Genomic DNA, 26,167 nt, shown 5'->3' with positions numbered 1-26,167 from the left:
TCCGAGGCGCGCGAGCGCCTGGGTTCGGAGGCGCGCGAGCGCCTGGGTCCCCGAGGCGCGCGAGCGCCTGGGTTCCGATCCCTTCCCCGGGCCGATCGGGGGAATGTGTCCCTCTGGCCACGGGTTGGCCAGACGTAATGCCGCACAAATATCGGGCGTAACCTGGTGTTCGCCGAAGAATCGAATGCCGCGCCAGCAGAGAGAGGTGCCGGACGTGTCCGCTGTCGCACCCGACGGACGCAAGATGCTGCGCCTGGAGGTCCGGAACAGCCAGACCCCCATCGAGCGCAAGCCCGAGTGGATCAAGACCCGGGCGAAAATGGGTCCCGAGTACAAGCAGCTGCAGAACCTCGTGAAGAGCGAGGGGCTGCACACGGTCTGCCAGGAGGCGGGCTGTCCGAACATCTTCGAGTGCTGGGAGGACCGCGAGGCGACCTTCCTCATCGGCGGTGACCAGTGCACCCGGCGTTGTGACTTCTGCCAGATCGACACGGGCAAGCCCGAGGCGCTGGACCGGGACGAGCCGCGCCGTGTGGGTGAGTCCGTCGTCACGATGGACCTGAACTACGCCACGATCACCGGCGTCGCGCGCGACGACCTGGAGGACGGCGGCGCCTGGCTGTACGCCGAGACCGTGCGCCAGATCCACGCGCAGACGGCGGGCCGCGAGAGCGGCGCCACCAAGGTCGAGCTGCTCGTGCCGGACTTCAACGCCGTACCGGAGCAGCTGGCCGAGGTCTTCTCCTCCCGGCCCGAGGTGCTCGCGCACAACGTCGAGACGGTGCCGCGGATCTTCAAGCGGATCCGCCCCGGATTCCGGTACGAGCGCTCCCTCGAAGTGATCACGCGTGCCCGTGAGGCGGGCCTGATCACCAAGTCCAATCTGATCCTGGGGATGGGCGAGGAGCGCGCCGAGGTCAGTGAGGCGCTGCGGCAGCTGCACGAGGCGGGCTGCGAGCTGATCACGATCACGCAGTATCTGCGTCCGTCCGTACGACACCATCCGGTCGAACGCTGGGTGAAGCCGCACGAGTTCGTGGAACTGAAGGACGAGGCCGAGGAGATCGGCTTCTCGGGTGTGATGTCGGGGCCGCTGGTGCGGTCGTCGTACCGCGCGGGCCGGCTGTACCAGCAGGCGATGGAGCGGCGCGGCGCGACGGTCACCACCCAGGCCGTATAAGGGCTCCGGGCCTCCGCCGGGGAGGCGCGGTGGCTGTGTGAATCCGAGCACAAGCGGCTACCCAGCGGTATATGCGAAGCGTCGCGCGGTCCGTACTCCCCCGCAGGTCATGGGGTGTACGGGCCGCGTCGGTGTGTCCGGGGGCGGTTCGAGGGGCGCGTCAGGGTTTCATTCGCGTTTGACCGGTCGGTCACGCACTGGTAACACCAGTGAGTGACCCTGAATGCACGTTCCGCGTACAGGTGTCCGCGTCTTCGCCTCTACGTTCACGTTCACCTTCACCGCTCCTGAAGGGACCGCCGCCATGCAGGTCGCGCCGGTACGACCCGTCTCCGAAGTGGTGGCGGCAGCCACCCCACGCACCCGCATGGTGCTGCCCTCCGTCTCCACCGCGCTGCGCGCCGTGGAGTCCCTGCTCCTGAGCGGCGGCCAGCGCACGGCCCGCCGCAACGCCTGGACGGCCGTGCTGGAGGACCGCCGCAGGGCCAAGGACCGGGTCGAGGCGGAGCACGTACTGGAGGCGGTGTCGGAGGCCACTTCCCACGCCACGTAAACTTCTGGGCATGGCGAGGAAGGAAAACGCAGACACTGCTGCGAACCCGGGGCGACTGAAGCAGATCGCCCTTACCTACAAGATGACCCGGCGGGCCGACTCGAAGGTCGGTCTTGTCGTCGCTGGTGTGGGAATCGTCACCTTCGGTGTCTTCCTCGCGGTCGGCTTCTTGATCAACCACCCCATCTACCTGGGCATCCTGGGCTTCATCCTGGCGTTCCTCGCGATGGCGATCATCTTCGGCCGCCGCGCCGAACGAGCCGCCTTCGGGCAGATGGAGGGCCAGCCCGGAGCGGCGGCGGCCGTCCTGGAGAACGTCGGACGCGGCTGGACCACGACGCCCGCGGTGGCGATGAACCGCAACCAGGACGTCGTCCACCGTGCCGTCGGCAAGGCGGGCATCGTGCTGGTGGGCGAGGGCAACCCGAACCGGGTGAAGGGGCTGCTGGCGGCCGAGAAGAAGCGGATGGCGCGCATCGTGGTGGACGTGCCGGTGCACGACATCATCGTCGGTGACGGCGAGGGCCAGGTGCCGCTGAAGAAGGTCCGTACGACGATGCTGAAGCTGCCCCGGGTGCTGGCGGGCCCGCAGGTGACGGCGGCCAACGACCGGCTGCGGGCGATGGGCGACCTGATGAGCAATATGCCGCTGCCGAAGGGTCCGATGCCGAAGGGCATGCGGATGCCGAAGGGCGGCGGAAAGCCGCGCTGATCTCCGCGGGCACGAGGGTCGGCAGACGTTCATCGGCAGACATTCAAGAGGGCGGTCCGGAACGCGAGTTCCGGGCCGCCCTCTCTCTTTTTGCTCTTTTTGTCGCTCTCTCTTTTTGTCGCTGTCCCCGGAGGCCTACATCGGAGGGCTACATCCGGGTGTCCCCGAGGGGCTACATCCGCACCTGCACGGCGCGGGCGAGGCGGTCGTGGAGCCCCCGCGCGTCGCGGTCCCAGATCAGCGCGGGGATGGCCAGGCAGAGCAGCACGCTGCGCACGAGCGCACGGCCGAACCCGATCCGCTCGCCGCTCTCGGTGATGACCCGCAGGCCGAACAGGCGCTTGCCGGGCGTGAAGCCGACCGTACCGAGGGTGAGCACGCTGAGTACGAGAAGGACGCCGAGGGCCCAGTTGCCCGATGCCTGCCAGTCACCCCGGGCGAGCAGCCCGTATGCGATCAGCATGCAGAGCGCCCAGTCGGTGAAGAGGGCGCCGAAGCGCCGGCCGAGCGGGGCGATGGAGCCCGGTCCGTGCTCCGGCAGACCGAGCCGCTCGCCCCGGTAGCCGAAGTCGACACCCATCTCCTCGGCTGCCGCGCGCGGTCCGGAAAGCCACGATCCGATTGCTTGCCTGTTGTCCACCCGTCCACGGTACTGCGACCTGTTTTCGGCCCCGGGAACGGGGGGTACGCGGGTGTCGACGGAGTCGCCGTACGCCCCGGCGCGCACCCGGGCTGGTTAACTTCGGCGAAACAAATGGGTCATGCTGGAGAAATCCCGGAAACCTATGGTCGGGTCCAGCGTGTGCCACCGCACTGGCCGCACGACCGATAACCCCCGCCCCTCCCCGGGTCGGGAGGAGGAGGAGCTGGATGTTCCAGAACGCCGACGAGGCCAAGAAGTTCATCGCGGACGAGGACGTCAAGTTCGTCGACGTCCGTTTCTGCGACCTTCCTGGCGTGATGCAGCACTTCACGATCCCGGCGAAGGCGTTCGACCCGGCCGAGGAGCTGGCCTTCGACGGCTCGTCGATCCGCGGCTTCCAGGCCATCCACGAGTCGGACATGGCACTGCGCGCGGACCTGTCGACGGCCCGTCTCGACCCCTTCCGCCGCGACAAGACGCTGAACATCAACTTCTTCATCCACGACCCGATCACGGGCGAGCAGTACAGCCGCGACCCGCGCAACATCGCCAAGAAGGCCGAGGCGTACCTCGCCTCCACCGGCGTCGCGGACACCGCGTACTTCGGCCCCGAGGCCGAGTTCTACGTCTTCGACAGCGTGCGTTTCAACACCACCGCGAACGAGGGCTTCTACCACATCGACTCCGAGGCCGGCGCCTGGAACACCGGTGCGATCGAGGACAACCGCGGCTACAAGGTCCGCTACAAGGGCGGCTACTTCCCGGCCCCGCCGGTCGACCACTTCGCCGACCTGCGCGCCGAGATCTCCCTGGAGCTGGAGGCGTCCGGCCTCCAGGTCGAGCGCCAGCACCACGAGGTCGGCACGGCCGGCCAGGCGGAGATCAACTACAAGTTCAACACGCTGCTCGCCGCGGCCGACGACCTGATGCTCTTCAAGTACATCGTGAAGAACGTCGCCTGGCGCAACGGCAAGACCGCGACCTTCATGCCCAAGCCGATCTTCGGTGACAACGGCTCCGGCATGCACGTCCACCAGTCCCTGTGGCAGGGCGGCACCCCGCTCTTCTACGACGAGCAGGGCTACGCGGGCCTCTCGGACACCGCCCGCTACTACATCGGCGGCATCCTCAAGCACGCCCCGTCGCTGCTGGCCTTCACGAACCCGACGGTGAACTCGTACCACCGCCTGGTCCCCGGCTTCGAGGCCCCGGTCAACCTGGTCTACTCGCAGCGCAACCGCTCGGCGGCCATGCGTATCCCGATCACGGGCTCGAACCCGAAGGCCAAGCGCGTCGAATTCCGCGCCCCGGACCCGTCCTCGAACCCGTACCTCGCCTTCTCGGCCCTCCTCCTCGCGGGCCTGGACGGCATCAAGAACAAGATCGAGCCGGCCGAGCCGATCGACAAGGACCTCTACGAGCTCGCCCCCGAGGAGCACGCGGGCGTCCCCCAGGTCCCGACGTCCCTCCCCGCGGTCCTGGAGGCCCTGGAGGCGGACAACGAGTACCTCCAGGCGGGCGGCGTCTTCACGTCGGACCTGATCGAGACGTGGATCGACTACAAGCGCACGAAGGAAATCGCCCCGATCCAGCTGCGCCCGCACCCGCACGAGTTCGAGCTGTACTTCGACATCTAGGAGGCGGGGTCGGGCGACTGGGCTGAAGCCTGGAAAACGGGCTGTGACCTGCGGGAACTCTTCTCAGCAACCCTCACTGTCACGGCTTGCTCTCCACCCCTTTGCGCACCGAGTGCGCACCGCCGGACCGATTCTCCGACCTGATGTCAGATCACCGCGAGGGCCGCTACCCCATTGCTGGGGCAGCGGCCCTCGCCGGTTGTCCGGGCTCCGAGTACGGCGGCAGCCTTCTTGATCTCCTAGTAGTGGACCAGGTCGGTGGACTGCGGGGATCTCCCTCGGGGGCGGCCGCTGGCCTGGCCTTTTGCTGTTGGCTAGCGGTGAGGTGAGACGGTTGTGATTGAGAGTCCTGCGGACTGGCCCGCGGCTGGCGGAGAGTAGCGCTAGCCCGCGGAAGTCGCCTGTCTGGGCTAGATGAGATGCAGTATTAGGAAGCTGAGGGGTGCTGTTTGATCAGGGCTCGCGACAGGATGCCAGCCACCTCCGCGGCGCCCGTGTCCAGCGCGGCCAGGCTGATGGACTCATCCGGCTCGGTTTGCAACGCGAATGAGCGGGTGTAGGCGCCGAGATCGGCACGAGTACGTGACTGATGTGGGTTAAATCTGTCGACTTGGGTCATTCTGGGGTCGGATATGCCGATCGCCACGACGAGGCGCTCGTTTTGGATCAGATCCAGTGCGCCATTGAATCTCAGCAGGGAGGTGACTTGCTCGGGCAGCGCGTCGTGATCGAGGATCGACCCCATATTGTCTCGGGGGAGCGTCGCCCGCAGGGAGACTTGGCCAGACTTATGCAAGCGAACCTCCACCAGTTCCCCATGCCGAGGAGTATCAAAGGTACGAGGTCGACCAACGGAGATGCCAACGATTGCGTGCTCTCGAGAACTCGAAGACGTCAGGGCGACGTTGTTCTTGACTGCCCCGGTCCGGCGGATCCGGTCCGCCAGCGAGGTGCCAAACTCCTCCAGTTCCCTTGCCGAGTAGCCCGGGAACCCCACCGGAAGAACATGTAGTTCCAGCAGAGGAAGACTGACACCACCGTCGACGCCAGCCTGGTCGAGGCTCCAACGCAGAGAAACGGGCTGCGCCAAGGGGGCAAAGGACAGCGGGGACCGGTCTGACTCCGCTTCCTTGATCTTGCCCACGACTTTGGTCATTAGCTCGGCGGTGTTGCGGAACGAGTCGCGGAACCCGCCGGTGGCGTAAGCCTCCACGGTTCGGGCGAAATCCTGTTGGGCGTCCTCGAAGGTGACGCCCAACTTCCGATAGACCCAGCGCGGCTTGCCCGCCATCTTGGCCGCGACCCACTCATCGTGTGTTGCTGATTGCCCTGTCTCGGGAAAAACGTGACCGTAGGACGGTCCCAGCAGGAAGAGGCAAACGTCCGCGGAGTCGAGAGCGGCCAGACACGTCTGCCTGCTGGGTGTGGTCTGCGCGGAGAAGTCCTCGAAAAGGACGGGGGTGTGTCCGGCCGCGCGAATGAGGCCAGGCAGCGCGTCGCGCTCCTCTTCCAGTCCCTTGCGGACGCTGCTGATGAAAATTCTCACGCTACGGTATCTCCATTGCTGAAGGGTTCGTTGAAGCGAACCGGACGGCCAATGAGTGCCTGCTACCTGCTATAGGGGGTCGCTTCATGGCTGGAGTCTCAGAAGAGGCGATACGTGCCTACTGGAAGGAGCACCGGGAGCAGCTAAGGCAGTGTGAGACCCAACGCTCGACACTGAGCAGCCTTCTTCTCGTTATCACGGCTGCCTTGAGTGCTCTCATTGTCCAGCAGAAGTTCTCGACGTACGTCATGCCTCTGTGTCTTTTCGTGGCAATGACTGGAGGATACGGGGCGGTGGCGGTCTCTAAGTACTTCGAACGGGCGTCCTATCACCTTTCTCAGGCGCGAGCCTTGACCAAGGATTTGGTGGAGCTGGGTGTACTGGGCTCCGACGAAGGACTGATACGTGCGAGAGCTGATCACTACCGTCAATTTCCGCGGCTGCATCGCCTTCGTCTTCATCGCCTGTGGGTGATTCTTCACCTCGCCATCGCCCTATACGGAGTTTGCCTCTTCAGCATATGTGTGGCCGTTGCCTGATGTCCGGTATCCGTGCGCTTCGCCGGTGCGGCTTCGAGTGACGTTTCGGTTCACCAAGGGCAACCGCCGCCCCTATCTCCAGCCGTCGAGGGAGACTTCCGGACCACAAACGAGGTAGCGGTGGAGGGCGCTTGAAGTGGTGTCCACGAACTGTTCGGGCACGGCATCGACGTCGACCCAGCGGACCTGGGCGTGCTTTCGTGGCTCGCGGTTCTCTGGCTCGCCGGTCCACTCATGGGCGGCGAAGACGACGGTGAGGAAGCCGTTGGGGGCTTCCACGCCCCAGGCTCCGTGGATGATGTGGGCGACCTTCAAGGTTTCCGGCTTCACCGTCAGGCCCGTCTCTTCGTACAGCTCGCGGACCGCCGTCTCCGTGATCGGTTCGCCGGGCTCGCTCTTGCCGACGGGGAGGTCCCACATGCCCTGGGCGAACTTGGCGTTCTCGCTGCGTTGGAGCAGGACGACGCGGTTGGTGGCTTTGTCGTGGACGATGACGGCGGCCACCAGCAGGGTCATCGATTCGAGCGCAGGCTTGAGGGCCTTCGGCTGGTCGTCGGTTGTCGGCTGAACCACGGTCATCCCTTCGTCGGGCGGGTTGTCGGGCATGTTAGGCGAGGGCTTCGCGGGCGCGGCGGGCGAGATCGGCGGCGCCGGGTACCTTGCGCCGCTGGTAGACCGCGAGGGTGGAGCGGATCGACGTGATCGCCTTGCGGGTGCGGTCGGAGGTCATGCCCTCCATGAGGGTCAATGCCTGGGACCAGGCCGCTACGGCCTCGTCGGCGCGGGCCTGGGCGGCGAGGCTGTCGCCGAGGTCGGCGTGGGTGAGAGCGTGGACGCGCTTGTACTTCTTGGGGTCCCAGCGGGTGAGGGCGTCACGGTGCTGCTGTTCGGTGCCGACGTGGTCGGCAAGGTCGGTCAGCGTGCGGGCGGTGTGGCTGGCCACGGTGCCGGCGGCGGGGCCGCTGACGCGGGAGTAGCTGGGCTGAGGGTCGTCCTCCCGCAGGAGAGCGTCTTCGGCCGCGAGGAGGGCACGCGCGGCCAGATGGTTCTCGTTGATGGCGGCGTAAGCGCGGGCGTGGGTGATATGGAGTAGCGCTTCAGTCTGGCCGTCGATGTGGCCGACGCCTTGGGCGAGGGCGGCTTCGGCGAGGTCGACGCAGTGGTGGGGTTGTTTGAGGCTCAGTGCCTGGTGGGCGAGGGCGCGCATCATCCAGGCGGCATGGCCGTGAGGGTCGGCTTCGCAGGCGAGCTGGTAGCCGACCTGGTAGTAGCGCTGGGCAGCGCCTTCGTGGCCAAGATCGTGGTGTTTCCAGCCTGCAAGGTAGGCGAGTTCGGCTACGGCGCCGAAGGCTGCTCGGCGTAAGGCTTCGCTGGGGAAGCGTCCGCGCAGCGTGGGTGCGGCGGTGTCGGCGAGGTACGCGGTGACTGTCGTCAGGCCGTGGCCGCCGCCGAGGCGTTCGTCGGCGGCGCTGAAGGCCGCGGTGATCTGGCGTACGACGTCCATGTCATCCGCCCCGACCACGGACGTGCCGGTGCGGGCGCGGAGCATGCGGGCGGTGGCTTCGTGGTCGTGGGCGAGAGGCATGGCGACGCCGGCGGTGGTGAAGGCCGCGATGGCGAGGAAGCGGCGGCGCTCGACGTCGGCGCGGCCGAGGTCGGTGACGGCGAGGACCGGATCGGGTTCCGCCTGCTGTTCGGCCTCGTCGGAACGGAGGCCGATCTCGGTCTGGGTGATCGCGCGTCCGGCTCGGCGGGACAGCGCTTCGGCGAGGTACTGGCCTGCCCGGCCCGAAGGGGTACGGGTGCCATTCGCCCAGTGCGAGATGGCCGACTTGTTGGTCTGGAGGATCTCGCCGTTCTCGGCGGCGATACGTCGCACATCTCTGGCGAGAGCCTCGTAGGTGCAGTCGGCCGTGTCGATTGCATCACGCAAGCGGGAGTTGGGTTCTCGCTGCGCCGCCACGATCGCCTCCACTCCGCAGCTGTAAACCGCGTATACCGCTTCAACTGCCCTCCACCGTACCCACTGAGCGTGACCACCGGTTCACTTATCAGCAGCCGCCCGGAACGGCGCGACCGTGATCCAGGCTCCCCTTGGTCCGGGCGGCACCTCGAAGTTCCGTACGCCCAAACCTGCTTCGGGCATTCCTGTGCTCGAATCCGGCCGAACAGAGACGGAGACACGGTGACCACCATCGACACCACGGCCATCACGGTCGAGCTGCCCAAGGCGTTCGATCCGCGCTGGAGCCGCCTGCCCGGCATCCAGGTCAACGGTCGGCGCATCACCATCGAACCGGCCGAGTACTTCTTCCGCTTCGAGTCGAACACCTGGCTCGTCGCCGACTGGGAGCTGGTCAAGTCCCAGCTCCTCAACGTGGACGAGACTACCGAGAGCGCGGTCGAGCAGCTCGCGCTCGACTTCATCAAGAACCACGGCGAGTCCACCTCGGACGCCGCTCGCGTGCTGACCACCGCGTACGAGGTGTACGCGTTCCTGTTCCGCGACGAGCACCTCGCCAGCCTCGGAGTTCCGCAGATCACCGCCGACCACCTGCGGATGCTCCGTGAGGCGGCCACGCTCATGGCGCTCAACAAAGTCGAGCTGGATGGGCATATCTCCAACGTCGGCCCGTGCTGGTTCTTCCCCGCCGCCACCTCTGTCGTCTTCGACCTGGACGACGAGAAGGGCGGGACGCTCGACGAGGTCTACCACGGCGGCTGGTTCAACGAGCATCGCCGCATCGAGTCGGTCCGGGCCCACGCCGCGCTCGGCGGGCGGCTCGTGCACGGTTGCCAGTCCGTGCCGGACCAGTCCGGCGGCGTCGTCGCGCCCTACGGTGCCTCGATGGCGAACTTCCGTGACGACCTCACCGCGTTCAAGGCGGGCTGGATCGAGCAGGTCTACGCCCACCGTGTGACCCCTGCCGCGTAACTCGCCTCCCGACCAGGCTCCGGGGCGAGCCGGTATCTCTCGCCCGCCCCGGACGCCTCCAACCGACCGGAGCCCCCATGAGCTCGAATCCCAGCGCCGAACTCCTCGACAACCTGCTCCCCGTGGCTGGCCAGTCCACCGCCGTACGGGAGGAGGTGCGCGTGTGGTCCATGTCCGGAGTCGAGCGTGTGACGTTCCCCGACGGCACCACGGCCATCTTCAAGTACGCCAAGAGGCCGTTCGACAGCGAGGACCAGGCCCTCCGCCTGGCCCACACCCTCGGCGTTCCCGTCCCCCAGGTCCACGCCTCCGCCGTTCTGGACGGCTGGCTCGGCTTGCTCATGGAGGACCTTGGGCCGTCTGTCCGCGAGGCCGATGACCTGGACGGTGTCGCCACGGCTGTGGTCCTGCACGGCACCCGTACGGCTCCTCCCTTGCCCGTCCTCGACCAGGAGCGGCTACGCATGCTGCCGGCCCGTACGCTGGAGCATCTCGAACGGCTGCGCAAGGCCGACCGGTGGCAGGACGCCGACGACATCGAGGACGCGCTCGACCGGATCGCCCAGGCCGCCGAGGCCCGCTCGGCCGGAGCGACGCTGGCACCGTTCGGCTGGGTGCACTCCGAGTTCCACCCCACCAGCCTCCACATCGGTGAGCACGGCTGGAGGCTGCTGGACTTCGCCCGCGCCTTCACTGGTCCCGGCCTGCTCGACCTCGCCAGCTGGCACGGCACCATCGAGCCTCCGCACCCCATGCGCCTGCGCGTCTTCCTGGAGCAGTACGTCACCGCCGGCGGCACCCCCGACGCCCTCGCCCCGCGCGGCGGGCTCACCGCCGAGAGCTGGGCCCTGGGCTGGCATCGCATGTGGGCCGTCGAGTGGTTCGTGGAGCAGTCCATCCGCTGGATCAACGATCCGGCCACCGATCCCGCCTACCTCAGGACCGTCCGCCGCCACCTCACCGACGTACTCCGCCTCCTGGAGATCTGACGTGATCGCCCAGGCTTCCCCGTGGCACGCCCATGCCTTCCAACGCACCGCCGCCCAACTCGCCGAACCTCTCGCCGTACCCGCCCGGATGGAGTGGACCACGAGACCCGGCCAAGGTCCCGGCGCCGACGTTCTCGGGCCCGATCTGCACGGCAAGCGACTCCTGGAACTCGGCTGCGGCCCCGGCCACAACGCCGCCCACCTCGCCACCCGCCACGACGTCCACGTCACCGGCGTCGACCTGGTCGGCCTGCAGGTCCGCCGCGCCCGTTCCCACTACGGACGGCTGAACAATCTCACCTTTGTGGCCGGCCACGCCCTGCACTACCTGCACGCCTCCGACGAGCAGTTCGACGCGGTCTACTCCGTCTTCGGCGCCGTAGGGCTCGTCGCCCCCGAGCTGCTGCTGGCGGCCATCGCCCAGCGCCTCACGCCCGGCAGGGTGCTCGCCTTCTCCGTCCCCCACCCGCAGCGTGGCGGCCGGAGCCCCTCCGGCGACGATCGACCCCGCCGCGACCACGTCACTCTTCCCGACCGCACCTGGCTCCCCATCACCCGCTGGGAGTTCTCCTCCAGCCGGTGGGAGAAACACCTCGACCATGCGGGTTTCCAGCTCACCTCGGCCCAGGAGTTCCACGACTCCCGCATGGGTCACTGGCCCACCACCCTGCTGATCCGCGCTCGCAAGCTCTGACGGCCATTCGCCCCGGCTTCCCCTGGAGGAACCGATGCGCCCGCCTTACCTGCTCCTTGATGTCGACGGCGTCCTCATCCCCTTCCCCGACGCGGACGGCTCGACGCCAGCCACCCACGCCCGCCACGACGTCGTCCCCACCGGCCGGTGCACCGACAACCCGGTCACCGTCTGGCTCGACCCCGCCCACGGCCCCATGCTCATGGACGTGATCAGTACGGGGCTGATCACGCCGGTCTGGTGCACCAGTTGGCGGCAGAACGCCACCACCCTGATCGGGCCCCTCCTCGGCCTCCCGCCCCTGCCGTACATCGACCTCCCGCGCCCCCAAATCACCACCAGCCACACCAACGGCTATCTGTGGAAACGCGACCACGTCGACGCCTGGCTGGACGACGCCCCAGCTGTGTGGATCGACGACGACTTCACCAGCCGCGACCACGCCTGGGCAGCAGAGCGCACCACCCGTGGCGCGGCGACCCTCCTGATCCAACCTGACCCCCGAGTCGGGCTCCAGGCTGAACACGTGGCCGAGGCCCGAGCGTGGGCGGGGCGGCTGCTCGCCGTGCGGACTGGTGCGACCGCTGCTCCGGGCGGAACCGAAGCAGCCTGACGCGAATCCGTGGCAGAAGAATCGATGCCCTCACCACGACTCATGGCGAGGGCATCTGATGGGATCAGCGGTGCCGACCGTGTTCTTCGGGCCGCCGTCTCCGGGCAGGGGATGGGGGGCCCTCTACGTGTGCGGCGCGCCGCCGCGGGCGGTGAAGGTGAGGGAAGGGCCTCGCCCGCGCCCTGACCCCCGGGCGGAATTCTCAGTATCCTCCTACCGGCCGCTCTGACCGGCTGCCGGGTTCATGACCGTCGAGGGGGACGCGTGATCGACCTGTCCGACATGATCCGTACGCTGCGCCAGGAGTTGAACGCCGCTATCACGGATGGCGAGGGCGATGCTGTTCGATTCGAGCTCGGGCAGGTGGAGATCGAGACGACCGTCGCCGTGGAGCGTGAGGCGGGGGCGGGCGGCAAGGTGCGGTTCTGGGTTGTCACGGCGGACGCCGAGGGCAGGCTCGCCGGCTCCCGGACGCAGCGGGTCACGCTCACCCTGCATCCCAAGGTCGTCGGGGACGATGGTGTGCGCACCACCGCTCTGATATCCGGCGCCGCGCTTCCCGGTGAGCGTTGACGGGCGGCTTGACGGGCGGCGTCGGGCTTCGGATTGAGCGGGTCGCCCAGATCATCGTCGAGGCGCCGGAGGCCGGGGCCAGTGGGGAGACGAGCGGGCCGTCCCGTGGATCGGGCTATCTCGTGGCGGCGGCGACGGTCCTGACCGCGGCGCATGTCGTCAGCCGTGGGGCGCGGGTGCGGGTGTGGTTTCTTTCCGACGAGCCCGGGGGACGCGAGTTCACGGCGACCGTGACCTGGCGGCACGACGGCATCGACGTCGCCGTTCTCACCCTCGTGACGCCCGACCGGGCGCGGATCGAGGTGGCGCCCACGCCGCTGGGCCGGGTCGGCGAACACGACCGGTCGCTGCCGTGCAGCGCGGTCGGCTTCCCGCTGTACAAGTTCCGCGACGACGCGGCCGCCATGTACCGCGAGGCCGCGCACCTGCACGACGCGACCTGCGCGCCGCTGTCCAACAGCCGGGGCGGGACCCTGGAGCTGACCGTTCCCACCCCGCCGGCCGGCCTCGGCCCCGCGCAGTCGCCCTGGGAGGGCATGTCCGGCGCCGCCGTGTTCAGCGGCGCCCGCATCGTCGGCGTCATCGGGAAGCACCATCACCGGGAGGGGACGGGCCGGCTGGACGCCGGGCACGTCGGCCGGTGGGCCGGTCTGCTCACCCGTGGCGAAGGCGGGGACAGGAGCGGCGACGAGGACGGTGAGGCCCTCCTCCGCCGTCTGGAGTCGCTGCTCCGCCAGGGCCTGCGCCCCGCCGACCTGCCGGACATGGTGCTGCGGGCCGCCGGTTCCCCGCGGCTCCCGCGGGGTGTCCGTCACCACGCCCAGATGGTCGCTCGCGGTGCCTACGGCAAGAAGTATCTGACGAAGGAGCATCTGCGCTTCGTGCGGCCTCGGGACGGGCGGCATCCGACCGATCCGTCCCGGCTGTGGGCCCGGTTGTCGGGGAGTCACCCGGAGGCCGTGCGTGGCGTCATGCTCGTCGGCGCGGCGGGTACCGGCAAGAGCCGTACTTGCTTCGAGGTGGCGGATCTGGCCGAACAAGCGGGCTGGCACGTGCTCCATGTCACCGCGCGCGCCGGGGTCTCGGCCGAGGACCTGGTCGACGTGGTGCGCGGTGTGCCCGGCGAGAACGTGCTGTTCGTCTTCGACTACTTCGACACCTACGCCGAGCTGAACCTGACGCACCTCGCCGCCGAGTTGGAGGATCTCGACGTGTCGGGGGCTCCGGGCACGCGCGTCGCGTGCGTCGCCTCCGTCCGTCCGGGCGCGCTCCCCGCCGTCGGGCGGCAGAATCCGGACTGGCGACGCGTCTTCTCCCGGCCGGAGGAGATGTGCCAGGACGCGGATCACCAACAGGCCGTCGCGGAACTGATCCTGGACCGTGTCGCGCGCGACGCGGTGGGCCGGTTCGGCAGGCCGAGCGTGGCGGCGTTGTGCGGGCGGCGGAGTGTGCCGGCCGTGGTGCTCATGCGGGGCCAGGAGATCGAGTCCGCCGTGCGCGCGGGCGCGACCCTGCGGCATCTTCAGAGCCGTGCCGGGCGTGACGAGTACGCACCGCTGACGCTGTGGACGCGGCAGCGCACGGGGGAGGATCTCGCCACCCTCTCCGGCGCGGCCGAGGTGACGCGGCTCGCTTCCGCCGTGGCGGCGGCGGCCTGCCCGCAGGACCGGCGGGCCGTGAAGAAGGCCGTCCAGTACCTCCTGGACCACCACGACGGGCCCGACCCCGGCACGGGTGCCGAGGGAGTGGTCGAGGGGTTGTTCGACCGGGGATGGCTGGTTCCATCCGGAGGCCAGACCGGTGAGCCCGGTGAGTCCGGTGAGTTCGGTAAGTCCGGTGAGATCGGTAAGTCCGGTGAGATCGACGAGACCGCCGAGATCAACGTCATGCACGATGTCGTCGCGGACGAGTACCTGTACCAAGTCTGCTTCCAGGAAGGCTGGTTCCGGGCCGACACGGTCAAGGAACTGCTCTCCGCGTTCCTCGTCAGCACGCGCACCCTGCGACTGGCCGCGGGCCATGTCCGCCGATGGGTGACCGACCTCGACGAGCGGCGGCGGGCGAAGCTCCAGCCGGTCTGTGACGGCTGGCTCCACGCGCACGCCGCCGCCCTCGGCGAGCGGCTGACCGCCACGGCGGAGCTGGCGGAGGGCGGCGCCACCCTCCTGACCCTGCTGACCGGTGCGCCGTGGCAGTCCGGTGCCGTCGCCGAGTGGGACCGGCTGATCGCGCCGTGGCTGCGCGTCGCCGAAGCCGAGGCGCCCGCCCTCGTACGACACCTGTTCGCCGCCGCGCTCCGCAACACCGCCGACGCCGTTCCCGAGCCGTTGGCCGCCGCGGTGGTGACGTGGCTGCGGCGCAACCGCGACGCGCCCGACGCCCACTCCGTCGTCGAGTCCCTGGCCCAGGCGGGCGGTCTGCCGGACCCGTGGCGCGCCGACGCCGTGGCCGAGGCGGTCGAGTGGCTCGCCACCCACGGCGTCGCGCCACGCCGCCGGCCCGCCTTCGCCGCCCTGCTCGGCCGGCGGGACCTCACCCCGGACGTGCGGGAGCGCGTCCTGGACCTGGGCATGGCCGGCGTCCGTCAGTACGTCCCCGCCGCGTCCGCGGCCCACGTCCTGCGGACGCTCCTCAGCCGGCCCGATCTCGACGACGACCGGCTCCACCAGGTCATCCGCCTGGCCCACCGGTGGCTCGTCGCCCACCCGCGTGAGCCGGAGGCGTCGTTCGTCCTGCGGTCGCTGCTCACCCGGACGGACCTGGACGCGCACTGGCTCGCGCGCACGGTCGAACGGGCGCTGGCCTGGATCGGTGCCCAGGGTGCGGACCCGGTCGCCAGTTATGTCCTCCGCAGGGTTCTCACCCACCCGGGCCTTACGGCGGGCGTCGCCGCTCGGGCCGCCGACCGCGCCCTGCGGTGGCTCCAGGACAACGTCACACGGAGCGAGGCGTCCTTCGTGCTGCCTCAACTGCTGTCGTTGCGCGGCCCGGAAAGGGGCCCGGAACCCACCTGGACGGCCGGCGCGGTGGACTACGCCCTCCGGTGGCTGGACCATGACGACCACGGCACGTCCGAGCAGGCCGTCTATGTACTCCGGTCGCTGCTCGACCAGGTCTCGCTGCCGCCCGAGACGGCCGAGTCCGTCAGCGAGTGGGCCCTCGCCTGGCTCGGTGTCCACGGCGAGAGCGAGGACGCCCGCTCCGTGCTGCCGGGGCTGCTCGGTCTGCCCAGCACGGCGCCGCACTCGCACGAACTCCTCGCCGGCGCCTTCGCCCTCGACTGGCTGGAGGACTACCACACCACCCCGGAGGCCTCGTTCGTCCTGCGCCCGCTGCTCGACCATCCCATGGTCCGCGGGGAGCGGGTCGAGGACGTCGCCCGGTACGCCCTGGCCTGGCTCGACCGCCACGCCACGGCCGGCAGCCCGTCCCTCGCGGTGAGCGATACGGCACCCGACGCGGTGTCGTTCGTGCTCAAGTCCCTGCTCACCAAGAGGGACCTCTCGGCGGAGGGGATCAGGACGGCCACGGACATCGCCCTGGCCTGGCTCGGCCCCCGCCACACCGACGAGGGGGCGCGGTTCGTCCTCGGCGCGGTCCTCCCGCACGCGGGCGAGCCCGGGGACGACCGGGCCGTGACCTTCGCCATGGAGTGGCTGGCCCAGGACCACGGCACCGCCGTCCCGGCGGCGTACGTCCTCGGTCCGCTGCTCACCCGCGGGGATCCGGACCCGGAACGGGCGGGCCGCGCCGTCGACCACGCGGCGCGGTGGCTGAGGACGCACCACGCCGCCAGGGAGGCTGATCTGGTCGTGTGGCCCCTGCTCGCGCGGCCCGGCCTCGACGCCGGCCAGAGTCGTCTGGCCGCCGAGGTCGCCCTGCGGCTGGTGGCGGTCCGCCCCGGGGAACTCACCAAGCGCCGCCTCCTGTGGCTCTGCCAACTGGGCCCGTTGCCCGGCGGGAGCGGCGCCGCCATCGCCGACCACGTACTCGACCGGATGGAGGACGGGAGTACGGGATCCACCCTGCTGCCGTCCGCCCTGCGGCGGCACGACATCCGCCCCGACCAGGTCGAACGGCTGGCGGACCATGCGCTGGAGTTGTGCGAGGTCAACCCCACCTCGGCCCGGCGGGGCGTCGTTCTGCGCGCCCTGCTGGGACGGACCGACCTGGACGCCGGCCGGGCCGGACAGGCCGCCGCGCGTACGCGGGCGTGGCTGGCGGTCCGCGGCGGCTCGGTCTTCGCCGGCCGGCTCCTGGAACCGCTCCTCGCACGCCCCGACTCCGACGCACGCCCAGACTCCGACGCGGAAGGCGACGCTCCCGGCCCCGAGGAAGGCGACTCTCCCGGCCCCACCGCGGTCTCGCTCGCACTCGGCTGGCTCGACGCCAACGCCACGCACGACTACGCCGGGGACGTCCTGCTGGCCGCGCTGAACCGTCCCGCTCTGACGCCCGGCCAGGCGGAGGCGTTCGCGACGCACGCCCGCACCTGGATCGCCGCGGCCGATCCGGCCGACGACCGCGTCTCCCGGCTTTCGCCGCCACCGCCGTACTGACGGTGCGTCAGACGGCCCCTGTGTGTCAGACGACGACCTGGTTGGCGTGCATCTTGGCGATGTCGTCGGCGTCGTAGCCGAGTTCGGTGAGGACTTCGTCGGTGTGTTCGCCGAGCAGCGGCGCCGCGGTGATCGTCGGGGCGAACGTGGAGAATTTGATCGGGCTGCCGACCGTGAGGTACGTGCCGCGCTCGGGCTGGTCGACCTCGACGATCGTGCCGCTGCGGCGCAGCGCCGGGTCGTAGGCGACCTCCTTCATGCTGAGCACCGGTGCGCAGGGGATGCCGAACGTGCGGAGGATGTCGACCGCCTCGTACTTGGTCTTGTCGGCCAGCCATTTCTCGATATCGGCGAAGATGTCGAAGAGGTGCGGCTGGCGGGCCTCGGCGGTCTTGTAGGCCGGGTCGTCGATCCACTCGGGCCGGCCGAGCGCCTGGCAGGTCTGCTCCCAGTCCTGTTCCTGGATGGTGAAGTAGATATAGGCGTTGGGGTCGGTCTTCCAGCCCTTGCACTTGAGCACCCAGCCGGGCTGGCCGCCGCCGCCCGCGTTGCCGCCGCGCGGCACCACGTCGGTGAACGTGCCGTTCGGGTACTGCGGGTACTCCTCGAGGTATCCGACCTTCTCGAGGCGCTGCTGGTCGCGCAGCTTGACCCGGCACAGGTTGAGTACGGCGTCCTGCATCGACACCGACACCTTCTGTCCCGTTCCGGTCCTCTCGCGGGCGATCAGCGCGGTGAGGATGCCGATCAGCAGGTGCATCCCGGTGTTGCTGTCGCCGAGGGCCGCGGCGCTGACCGTCGGCGGGCCGTCCCAGAATCCGGTGGTGGAGGCGGCGCCGCCGGCGGCCTGTGCCACGTTCTCGTAGACCTTGATGTCGGACCACGGCGAGTCGTCGTTGAAGCCCTTGACGGAGCCGTAGATCAGGCGTGGGTTCAGCTCCTGGATGTGTTCCCAGGGCAGGCCCATGCGGTCCATGGCGCCGGGTGCGAAGTTCTCGACCAGGACGTCGGCCTCGCCGATCAGTTTCTCCATGACCTCCTTGCCTTCCGGGGTCTTGGTGTTGATCGCGAGGGAGCGCTTGTTGCTGTTGAGCATGGTGAAGTACAGCGCGTCGGCGTCGGGGATGTCGCGCAGTTGGTGACGGGTGACGTCACCGCCGTTGACGCGCTCGACCTTCAGCAGGTCGGCCCCGAACCAGGCGAGCATCTGGGAGCACGCCGGGCCTGCCTGGACGCCGGAGAAGTCGATCACCTTGATCCCGCTGAGCGGCAGGTCGGTGGTCTGCGGCTGGTCAGTCATGGTGGGTCCCCTTCCGGGTGCTGGGCGGTACGAGCGGGCCGCCGCCGGGCGCGCTCACTTCTTCTTCGCCGGGGCGTCGGGGGCCGGGGCCGTGACGCCCTGCGGGTTGAGGTTGGTGAGGTGGCCGCTCTCGGTACCGGCGGTGGGGTCGATCACGCAGTCGATGAGGGCGGGACCGCCGGAGGCCAGCGCCTCGGTGAGGGCGGTGGTGAGCTCGGCGGGCGTGGTCGCGTGGTAGCCCTTGCCGCCGAACGCCTCGATCAGGCGGTCGTGGTGGGCGTGGAGCATCAGGGTGGTCGGGGACGGGTCGGCGGAGGCGGCGTTGGTCCCGTCGCCGCGGTAGACGCCGCCGTTGTTGAGGATGACGACGACCACGGGCAGCTGGTAGCGGCAGATCGTCTCCAGCTCCATGCCGTCGAAGCCGAAGGCGCTGTCGCCTTCGACCGCCACGACGGGGTCGCCGCTTTCGACGGCGGCGGCGATCGCGTATCCCATGCCGACCCCCATGACGCCCCAGGTACCGCTGTCCAGCCGGTGGCGCGGCTGCTGCATGTCGATCACGTTGCGGGCGAAGTCGAGCGCGTTCGCCCCTTCGTTGACGACGTAGGCACGGGGGTGCTCGTGCAGGACGTCGCGTATCGCCCGCAGTGCGCCGTAGAACTGCATCGGGTGCGGGTCGGCGTCGAGGTGGTCCGCCATCTTGGCGGCGTTGTGCGCGGAGCGCTCGCCGAGTTCTTGGCGCCACCGCGCGGCGACCTGGATCCGGCCGGGCTTGGCGCGCTCGACGAGTGCCTCCATCACCGATCCGATGTCTCCGACCAGCGGGGCGGCGATGGGCTGGTTGCTGTCCAGCTCGGTGGGTTCGATGTCGACCTGGATGAACTTCGCGTCGGGGTTCCAGTGCGGTGGTTCGCCGTGCGCCAGGAGCCAGTTCAGCCGCGCGCCGACGAGCATCACGACGTCGGCCCGGCGCAGCGCGAGCGAGCGGGCGGCGGCGGCCGACTGCGGGTGGTCGTCGGGCAGCAGGCCCTTGGCCATCGACATGGGCAGGAACGGCAGGCCGGTGGTCTCGATGAACTCCCTGATCCGCTGGTCCGCCCGCGCGTAGGCGGCGCCCTTGCCGAGTACCGCCAGCGGCCGTTCGGCGGCGGCCAGCAGCTCGATCGCCTGGTCCACCGCCTCGGGGGCGGGCAGTTGGCGTGGCGCCGGGTCGACGACGCGCCACAGCGTGGCCGCGCCCGTCGCGGCGTCCACGACGTCGCCGAGCACCGCGGCGGGGATGTCGAGATACACGCCGCCGGGGCGGCCGGAGACCGCGGTACGGATCGCCCGCGCGACGCCGCGGCCGATGTCCTCGACCCGGTCCACCCGGTAGGCGGCCTTGGCGAACGGCTTGGCCGCGGCCAGCTGGTCGAGTTCCTCGTAGTCGCCCTGCTTGAGGTCGACGATGTGCCGCTCGCTGGACCCGGAGATCTGGACCATCGGGAAGCAGTTCGTGGTGGCGTCCGCGAGGGCCACCAGCCCGTTGAGGAAGCCGGGGGCGGATACCGTCAGGGCGATGCCCGGCCGTTTGGTGAGGAAGCCGGCCGCCGCGGCGGCGTGGCCCGCGTCGCTCTCGTGCCGGAAGCCGATGTAGCGGATGCCCGATGCCTGCGCGACCCGGGCCAGGTCGGTGACGGGGATGCCGACCACTCCGTAGATGACCTGTACGTCGTTGAGCTTGAGCGCGTCGACGACCAGGTGGAATCCGTCGGTGAGGGGCTGGGCGTCGGCGGTCGCCGTGCCGCCGGGTGCGGAAACGGTTGCCATGATCCGATGTCCTCCCAATGTCGGAATTACTCCTTTTAGCCCTATCCTTCCACTGTTGGCGTAATGTCGCCCGGTCTTCCGCGGAGCCGTCCCGAAGGCGGTCCAGCGCCGACGCGGGTGGGCTCCGGGGCGGGCCCGGCGTGGGCCCGGCGTGGGCCCGGGAGTGGCGGAGGCACCAGTGGCCTGGTGCGTGGAGGTGGTGGTGGCCGTGTCCGAACCGACCACGGCGTCCGTGTCCGGCGCCGGACCGTACCGGCCCCCGGAGCTCACCGATCTGGCCGACCTGCTGGACGAGCAGCTGCGGGAGCGGCCCGGGGCCCCGGCCCTGGTCGTCGGCGAGGACCGGGTACCGCTGACGTACCGGGCCCTGGACGGCCTGATCGAGCGGGTGGCCGACCGGCTGGGCGCCGAGGGGCTGCGACGCGGGGACGCGGTCGCCCTGACGGGCGCCAACACCGTGGAGTTCGTCGTCGCGCTGTTCGCCGCCGCGCGGGCCGGGCTGGTCGTCGCGCCGCTCGATCCCGCGCTGCCCGAGCCCCAGATGTCCGCACGGCTGCGGGCGCTGGGGGCGCGGGCCGTCGTGGTCGGCGCTCCCGCGCTGGAAGCCGTGCCGGCCGCGTGGGGGGCGGTGCCGGGCTGGATCCTGCGGATCGGCACCCCGCGCGCCGGGCGCGTGAACGTCACCCTGGATACGAGGGGGCACGCCCTGGAAAGCGGGGGCCGCACCCCGGATGCCGGGAGCCGCGCGCCGCACAGCGCGTCATCGCACAGCAGCGCGCCGTCGCACAACGTGCCGTCACACAGCAGCACGCCGTCGCACAGCGAGCCGTCACACAGCGGCACGCCGTCGCACAGCGAGCCGGGCGCGGCATCACACAGCGTGCCGGGCGCGGCACCGGGCCTCGCCGCGGAGGACGCCCTGGTGCTCTTCACCGCCGGCACCACCGACCGGGCCAAGATGGTGCCGCTGACCCACGCCAATGTCGCGGCGTCGGTGCGGGGCATCTGCGCCGGCTACGAGCTGGGGCCCGCGGACGCGACGGTCGCCGTGATGCCCCTCTTCCACGGTCATGGGCTGCTCGCGGCGCTGCTGGCACCGCTGGCGGCCGGCGGGTGCGTGCTCCTCCCGGCGCAGGGACGGTTCTCGGCGCACACCTTCTGGGACGACGTGCGGGCGGCGGGCGCCACCTGGTTCACCGCCGTCCCGACCATCCACGAGATCCTCCTGGAGCGGGCGCCGCGCGAGTACCCCGGGCCGCGGGTGGCGCCGCTGCGCTTCGTCCGCAGTTGCAGCGCGCCGCTCGGCGCCGCGACCGGCCGGGCACTGGAGCGCACGCTCGGGGTGCCGGTCCTGTCCGCGTACGGGATGACCGAGTCCACGCACCAGGCGACCAGCCAGCGGCTGCCGGGCCGCGGGGCGCCGAGCAGCGGGTCCGGCGCGCCGGTAAGCGGGTCGGTCGGCCGGACCACCGGGGTGGACCTGAGGATCGTCGGCCCGGACGGGAAGGACCGTCCGCCCGGCGCGGTGGGGGAAGTGTGGGTACGCGGCCCCACGGTCACCCGCGGCTACCTCGGCGATCCGGCGGAGACGGCGCGCGGCTTCACCGACGGGTGGTTCCACACCGGCGACCTCGGCTCCCTGGACAGGGACGGTGAACTCGTTCTCACGGGCCGGATCAAAGACCTCATCAACCGCGGCGGCGAGAAGATCTCCCCCGAGCATGTCGAGGACGTGCTGAGCGGCGGCCCCGGCGTAGCCGAGGCGGCGGTCTACCCGGTGCCGGACGCCACGTACGGACAGCGCGTCGGCGCGGCCGTGGTCACCCGCGACGGCGCCGCCCCCGACGCCGATCGGATCCTGGCGTACTGCCGGGCCCGGCTGGCGCCGTACGAGGTGCCGGACCGGCTGGAGATCACCCGCGCGCTGCCGCACACCGTCAAGGGCGCGCTGGACCGTAAGGCGGTGGCGGAGCGGTACGCGCACTGAGCGCCTGTACGACGAGGTGAGCGGGCCGCCGGATCTGCCGCGCGAGCGGGCGCCCGTGGCCTTGCCCGCCCGCGACGTCGTCACTCCCGGAGCAGGGAACGGGCGGCCTCGTTGAGCGTTCGCCATCACACCGAACCCCGACACTCCCGTGCACATCATGCCAACTCATGGTGAATCGGTGGACACTCTTCTCACCGGTTGGCGGCCGAACCAGTTGTCGCGGCTCGCCCCAAACCCGCTTGAACTCACTTCGGTTCGTCGTGAAAGCACATCAGTCAGTCATGCTCGGCTCGTGCGGTCCCCGGCTTCGCGAGCATGGCACGCCCCCCAGAGAAAGACCGTCATGCGCTCATTTTCCAAGGTGACCGGGTTCTTCGTCGGCCTGGCACTCGCGGTGACCTGGCTGTCCGGCTGCGACGCGCCGCCGACCGAACAGGCGGCGTCCGGCGCTTTGTCGGCCGCGCGGGCGGCCAGAGGCGCGGATCTCCAGGACCCGCCGGAGGTGGTGAGCCACCATGGGGTGCTGCGGACCACCGTCGTGGTGGAGCGGCGCAAGGTGTGGGTGGGCGACCGCCGGCTGTGGGCGCTGACCTACAACGGCCGCTATATGCCGCCCACACTCCGCGCCCGGCCCGGCGACCGCATCGAACTCGCCATGGTGAACCGCGTCGAGGCGAAGTCGCAGGGTGTCGGGGCGGACACCAACCTGCATGTGCACGGGCTCCATGTCTCGCCGCGTCAGCCCGCCGACGACATCTTCATCTCCATCAAGCCCGGTACGACCTACCACTACGCGTACCGGCTGCCGCGGGACCTCACGCCGGGCACGTACTGGTACCACTCGCACATCGACATGTTCTCGGCCGGGCAGGTCGCGGGCGGCGAGTCGGGCGTCATCGTCATCGACGGGCTGCGGAAGTACCTGCCACCGTCCCTGCGCGATGTCACCGAGCATGTGATCGCCCTGAAGGACAATCAGATCCAGGGCGACGAGATCAAGATCAATCCACTGTCCATCCAGGCGAAGACCAACCGCACGGTCAACGGCCAGCAGAATCCGGTGATCCGCATCCGGCCGGGCGAGACCCAGCTGTGGCGGCTCGCCAATATCGGCGCCAACATCTACTACAAGCTGCACCTCAAGGGCTTCACCTTCCATGTGATCGCCCAGGACGGCTATCCCGTCCACAAGATCTACTCCACGAAGACGCTGATCGTCTCGGCCGCCGACCGGTACGACGTGCTGGTACAGGCCGACCGGGCGGGCACCGCCCAGTTGGAGACGCTGCCGTTCGACACCGGACCGGCCGGCAACACGTTCCCCCAGGTGAACCTGGCGACGGTCGTCACCGGCGGCGCACCCGTGGCCCGGACCGCCGTCCCGTCCCTCTTCGGACCCTTCGTCGACCTCACCGGCGCCAGGATCGCGGACCGCAAGACGATGGTGTACACGGAGCAGGCCAGCCCCGAGAAGTACTTCATCAACGGAAAGTACTTCGACCCGAACCGCGTCGACTTCGTCTCCCGGCTCAACACCGTCGAGGAGTGGACGGTTCGCAACGACACGGAGGAGGACCACTCCTTCCACCTCCACACCAACCATTTCCAGGTGATGTCCCTGAACGGGAAGCCCGCGGACCCCGCCAACGCCTGGCACGAGACGGTGAACATCCTCCGCAAGCAGAAGCTCGTCCTGCGGGTGCGCTTCACGAACTTCACCGGGCGGACCGTGCTGCACTGCCACATCCTCAACCACGAGGACATGGGCATGATGTCCGTGCTGAACATCGTCGACGGACACACGGGGCACGGGAAGGGCGCCGGACACTGACCGCGGCCACGTCGTCGGTGACCGCACCGCGACACCCGGCGCGCCGGCCCCTCCGATCCGCCGCGATGGCGGATCGGAGGGGCCGTTCCCTGCCCCGGACTCTCCCCCTTAGCCCCCCCTCAGTCCCCCTCAGTCCCCCTTAGTCCTCGATCACCAGCCCCTTCGCCGCGAGAAGCGGCTCCAGACCGCACATGTCGACGACCGTCCTGCCCGCCCGGTACGCGGCGATGTATCCCGCCTCGGCGTCGACCCGCCGCTGTGACGCGGCGGCCGCCTCGGCGACATCCTCGCGGCGGACGACGACCACCCCGTCGGCGTCGCCCCGCACCACATCACCGGGGCGGACGAGTACGCCGCCGATGGTGACCGGCTCGCACATCGGCCCGACGGTCTCCTTGACCGTGCCCTTGATGGACACACCGCGGGAGAAGACCGGGAATCCGAGGGCGCGCAGATCCTCGGTGTCCCGGACACCCGTGTCGGTGACCAGTCCGCCGAGGCCCTTGGCCCGGCAGGCGTTGGCGAGTACGTCCCCGAAGGAGCCCGCCTCCTCGTAGGCGCCCGCGGACACGACCACGACGTCCCCCGGGCGGGCGTAGGCGATGGCGGTCTGGAGCATCAGGTTGTCGCGTGGTGCGCACTGGACGGTGAAGGCGGGGCCGCACAGGGACATGCGGTGGTCGACCGGCTTGATGACCGAGTCCAGCGCTCCGAGCCGGCCCTGTGCCTCGTGGATGGTCGCCGAGGAGAAGATGCCCAGTCGCTCGACCGCGGCGGGTTCCGGCCGCTCGAACGTGGTGCTGACGCGGATCATGATGACCTTTCGGGTGACTTCAGACGTACGTGACGGAGGACAGTTCGGCGCAGGCCGCCGCGATGCGTTCGCACGCGTCGGTGAGGACGTCCGTGGAGGTGGCGAACGAGATGCGGAAGTAGCCGGGGGCGCCGTACGCGGCTCCGTGGATCACCGCCACCTGCCGGCTGTCGAGCAGGTGGCGGGCGAAGTCCTCGTCGTTCCGTATCCGGTCCCCGCCGGGTGTGAACCGCCCGATGGCGTCCTGGCAGTTCACCAGGAGGTAGAAGCCGCCGTCCGGGACGGTGCAGCTGAGCCGGGGAACATCGTCGAGGAACGTCACGGTCGCGTCGCGGCGCGCGCGGTAGACACGCACGGTTTCCCGGACGAAGTCCCGCGGTCCGGTGAGGGCGGCGACAGCGGCGGCCTGGCTCACGGAGGAGGGGCAGGAGGAGGTCTGGGACTGAAGCGTGTTGATCGCGGTCACCAGGTCCGCCGGGCCCACTCCGTACCCGATGCGCCATCCGGTCATCGCGTACGTCTTGGAGACGCCGTTGGTGAGGAACACCCGGTCGGCCAGGCGGGGTTCGACGGCCGCCAGGGACGGGGCGTCCTCCGCGCGGTACCAGATCTCGTCGTAGATCTCGTCGGTGAGGACGCGCACATGGGGGTGCGCCAGCAGCACCTGGGCGAGCGCGCGCAGTTCGCCGACGGTGTAGGCGGATCCGGTCGGGTTGCCCGGGGTGTTCAGGACGACCCAGCGCGTCCGCGCGGTGAGCGCGGCCCCCAGCCGCTCCGGGGTCAGCTTGAAGCCGTCCGTCTCGGGACAGTCGACGATGACGGGGGTGCCGTCGTTGGCGCGGACCATGTCGGGATAGGACACCCAGTACGGGGCGGGGACGATGACCTCGTCCCCTTCGTCCAGAGTGGCCATCAGGGCGAGGAAGATGACCTGCTTGGCGCCGCCGCCGACCGTGATCTGCGCGTCGGTGCACTCCAGCCCGTGGCGATCGCGGAGTTTCCCGGCGATCGCGGCACGCAGCTCCGGGGTGCCGTTCACGGGGGTGTACTTGGTCTCCCCCGCCTCGATGGCCCGGATCGCCGCGGCCTTGACGTGATCCGGGGTGTCGAAGTCGGGCTCGCCGACCGTCAGGTCGAGGATGGTGAGCCCCTGGCTCTTGAGTGTGCGCACGCGCTGCGCCGCCGCCGTGCTGGGCGAGGGGTTGATACGGCGCACGCGGGCCGCGGTGGTGCTGGGGAGGCTGGTCATCGTC

20 protein-coding genes are annotated in these 26,167 nt (G+C 69.9%); 12 read left to right on the top strand and 8 right to left on the bottom strand.

What is annotated here, in order from left to right; genetic code table 11:
- Nucleotides 1–214: 214 nt before the first annotated feature.
- The 3 genes from lipA (at nt 215) to ACIOGX_RS08840 (ending at nt 2,445) form a co-directional block, all read left to right on the top strand.
- Nucleotides 215–1,180 (top strand): lipoyl synthase, encoded by a 966-nt coding sequence (gene lipA, locus ACIOGX_RS08850; RefSeq protein ID WP_129773077.1) that lies wholly within the window; start codon nt 215–217, stop codon nt 1,178–1,180.
- A gap of 367 nt (nt 1,181–1,547) precedes the next feature.
- Nucleotides 1,548–1,733, top strand: coding sequence for a hypothetical protein (locus ACIOGX_RS08845; RefSeq protein WP_030352759.1), 186 nt, complete (start codon nt 1,548–1,550; stop codon nt 1,731–1,733).
- Between the two features lie 10 nt (nt 1,734–1,743).
- Nucleotides 1,744–2,445, top strand: a complete 702-nt coding sequence (locus ACIOGX_RS08840) for a DUF4191 domain-containing protein (protein ID WP_356507087.1) — start codon at nt 1,744–1,746, stop codon at nt 2,443–2,445.
- A 172-nt stretch (nt 2,446–2,617) separates the two neighbouring features.
- On the opposite strand, the gene ACIOGX_RS08835 is transcribed toward ACIOGX_RS08840, so the two are convergent.
- On the bottom strand, nt 2,618–3,085 hold the full coding sequence (locus ACIOGX_RS08835; protein ID WP_356507085.1) for an RDD family protein: 468 nt from the start codon (nt 3,083–3,085) through the stop codon (nt 2,618–2,620).
- Between the two features lie 230 nt (nt 3,086–3,315).
- Between ACIOGX_RS08835 and glnA the strand changes: the two genes are divergently transcribed.
- Nucleotides 3,316–4,725 (top strand): type I glutamate--ammonia ligase, encoded by a 1,410-nt coding sequence (glnA, locus tag ACIOGX_RS08830; protein ID WP_030352756.1) that lies wholly within the window; start codon nt 3,316–3,318, stop codon nt 4,723–4,725.
- Between the two features lie 427 nt (nt 4,726–5,152).
- Here glnA and ACIOGX_RS08825 read toward each other — a convergent pair whose 3' ends face one another.
- The 3 genes from ACIOGX_RS08825 to ACIOGX_RS08815 form a co-directional block, all read right to left on the bottom strand.
- Complete coding sequence (locus tag ACIOGX_RS08825) at nt 5,153–6,271, bottom strand: DUF4062 domain-containing protein (RefSeq protein ID WP_401911476.1); 1,119 nt, start codon at nt 6,269–6,271, stop codon at nt 5,153–5,155.
- Between the two features lie 611 nt (nt 6,272–6,882).
- Nucleotides 6,883–7,416 carry an NUDIX domain-containing protein gene (locus ACIOGX_RS08820; protein WP_401911473.1) on the bottom strand — a complete coding sequence of 178 codons (534 nt, stop codon included), beginning with the start codon at nt 7,414–7,416 and terminating at the stop codon, nt 6,883–6,885.
- Nucleotide 7,417: 1 nt separating this feature from the next.
- The gene (locus tag ACIOGX_RS08815; RefSeq protein ID WP_401912044.1) at nt 7,418–8,773 is read right to left on the bottom strand and encodes a tetratricopeptide repeat protein; all 1,356 of its coding nucleotides are present in this window, start codon (nt 8,771–8,773) and stop codon (nt 7,418–7,420) included.
- A 222-nt stretch (nt 8,774–8,995) separates the two neighbouring features.
- On the opposite strand from ACIOGX_RS08815, the gene ACIOGX_RS08810 reads away from it, so the two are divergent.
- The 6 genes from ACIOGX_RS08810 (at nt 8,996) to ACIOGX_RS08785 (ending at nt 17,173) form a co-directional block, all read left to right on the top strand.
- The gene (locus ACIOGX_RS08810) at nt 8,996–9,745 is read left to right on the top strand and encodes a hypothetical protein (RefSeq protein WP_401911470.1); all 750 of its coding nucleotides are present in this window, start codon (nt 8,996–8,998) and stop codon (nt 9,743–9,745) included.
- Between the two features lie 77 nt (nt 9,746–9,822).
- A complete protein-coding gene (locus ACIOGX_RS08805) occupies nt 9,823–10,734 on the top strand; it encodes a phosphotransferase family protein (RefSeq protein ID WP_401911468.1) in 912 nt (303 codons plus the stop codon).
- Between the two features lies 1 nt (nt 10,735).
- A complete protein-coding gene (locus tag ACIOGX_RS08800) occupies nt 10,736–11,428 on the top strand; it encodes a class I SAM-dependent methyltransferase (protein ID WP_401911465.1) in 693 nt (230 codons plus the stop codon).
- Between the two features lie 34 nt (nt 11,429–11,462).
- Nucleotides 11,463–12,041, top strand: a complete 579-nt coding sequence (locus ACIOGX_RS08795; protein ID WP_401911462.1) for an HAD domain-containing protein — start codon at nt 11,463–11,465, stop codon at nt 12,039–12,041.
- A gap of 264 nt (nt 12,042–12,305) precedes the next feature.
- Nucleotides 12,306–12,614, top strand: coding sequence for a trypco2 family protein (locus tag ACIOGX_RS08790; protein ID WP_384766683.1), 309 nt, complete (start codon nt 12,306–12,308; stop codon nt 12,612–12,614).
- 8 nt (nt 12,615–12,622) lie between these two features.
- Nucleotides 12,623–17,173, top strand: coding sequence for a trypsin-like peptidase domain-containing protein (locus ACIOGX_RS08785; protein WP_401911458.1), 4,551 nt, complete (start codon nt 12,623–12,625; stop codon nt 17,171–17,173).
- 25 nt (nt 17,174–17,198) lie between these two features.
- Here the strand turns inward: ACIOGX_RS08785 and frc are convergent, their stop codons facing one another.
- On the bottom strand, nt 17,199–18,473 hold the full coding sequence (gene frc, locus ACIOGX_RS08780) for a formyl-CoA transferase (protein ID WP_356507075.1): 1,275 nt from the start codon (nt 18,471–18,473) through the stop codon (nt 17,199–17,201).
- A gap of 54 nt (nt 18,474–18,527) precedes the next feature.
- Nucleotides 18,528–20,282, bottom strand: a complete 1,755-nt coding sequence (oxc, locus tag ACIOGX_RS08775; RefSeq protein ID WP_384766676.1) for an oxalyl-CoA decarboxylase — start codon at nt 20,280–20,282, stop codon at nt 18,528–18,530.
- Between the two features lie 208 nt (nt 20,283–20,490).
- On the opposite strand from oxc, the gene ACIOGX_RS08770 reads away from it, so the two are divergent.
- A complete protein-coding gene (locus ACIOGX_RS08770) occupies nt 20,491–22,269 on the top strand; it encodes an AMP-binding protein (protein WP_401911455.1) in 1,779 nt (592 codons plus the stop codon).
- Nucleotides 22,270–22,612: 343 nt separating this feature from the next.
- Nucleotides 22,613–24,100 (top strand): multicopper oxidase family protein, encoded by a 1,488-nt coding sequence (locus ACIOGX_RS08765; RefSeq protein ID WP_401911452.1) that lies wholly within the window; start codon nt 22,613–22,615, stop codon nt 24,098–24,100.
- Between the two features lie 139 nt (nt 24,101–24,239).
- Here the strand turns inward: ACIOGX_RS08765 and ACIOGX_RS08760 are convergent, their stop codons facing one another.
- Both ACIOGX_RS08760 and ACIOGX_RS08755 read right to left on the bottom strand, forming a co-directional pair.
- A complete protein-coding gene (locus ACIOGX_RS08760; RefSeq protein WP_401911449.1) occupies nt 24,240–24,914 on the bottom strand; it encodes a 4-carboxy-4-hydroxy-2-oxoadipate aldolase/oxaloacetate decarboxylase in 675 nt (224 codons plus the stop codon).
- A 19-nt stretch (nt 24,915–24,933) separates the two neighbouring features.
- Nucleotides 24,934–26,163, bottom strand: a complete 1,230-nt coding sequence (locus ACIOGX_RS08755; RefSeq protein ID WP_401911446.1) for an aspartate transaminase — start codon at nt 26,161–26,163, stop codon at nt 24,934–24,936.
- Nucleotides 26,164–26,167: the final 4 nt, after the last annotated feature.

Source organism: Streptomyces sp. NPDC088147 (assembly GCF_044741565.1).
Lineage (GTDB): Bacteria > Actinomycetota > Actinomycetes > Streptomycetales > Streptomycetaceae > Streptomyces.
Note: the sequence above shows the minus strand (reverse complement) of the source record. Positions and strands in the feature narration are given on the sequence as shown.

Excerpts from the sequence above, each read along its gene's own strand:
- ACIOGX_RS08805 (WP_401911468.1), top strand. The coding sequence starts at position 9,823 with ATGAGCTCGAATCCCAGCGCCGAACTCCTCGACAACCTGCTCCCCGTG.
- ACIOGX_RS08845 (WP_030352759.1), top strand. The coding sequence starts at position 1,548 with ATGGTGCTGCCCTCCGTCTCCACCGCGCTGCGCGCCGTGGAGTCCCTG.
- ACIOGX_RS08795 (WP_401911462.1), top strand. The coding sequence starts at position 11,463 with ATGCGCCCGCCTTACCTGCTCCTTGATGTCGACGGCGTCCTCATCCCC.
- ACIOGX_RS08765 (WP_401911452.1), top strand. The coding sequence starts at position 22,613 with ATGCGCTCATTTTCCAAGGTGACCGGGTTCTTCGTCGGCCTGGCACTC.
- ACIOGX_RS08755 (WP_401911446.1), bottom strand. The coding sequence starts at position 26,163 with ATGACCAGCCTCCCCAGCACCACCGCGGCCCGCGTGCGCCGTATCAAC.
- ACIOGX_RS08840 (WP_356507087.1), top strand. The coding sequence starts at position 1,744 with ATGGCGAGGAAGGAAAACGCAGACACTGCTGCGAACCCGGGGCGACTG.
- frc (WP_356507075.1), bottom strand. The coding sequence starts at position 18,473 with ATGACTGACCAGCCGCAGACCACCGACCTGCCGCTCAGCGGGATCAAG.
- ACIOGX_RS08820 (WP_401911473.1), bottom strand. The coding sequence starts at position 7,416 with ATGCCCGACAACCCGCCCGACGAAGGGATGACCGTGGTTCAGCCGACA.
- ACIOGX_RS08760 (WP_401911449.1), bottom strand. The coding sequence starts at position 24,914 with ATGATCCGCGTCAGCACCACGTTCGAGCGGCCGGAACCCGCCGCGGTC.
- oxc (WP_384766676.1), bottom strand. The coding sequence starts at position 20,282 with ATGGCAACCGTTTCCGCACCCGGCGGCACGGCGACCGCCGACGCCCAG.
- glnA (WP_030352756.1), top strand. The coding sequence starts at position 3,316 with ATGTTCCAGAACGCCGACGAGGCCAAGAAGTTCATCGCGGACGAGGAC.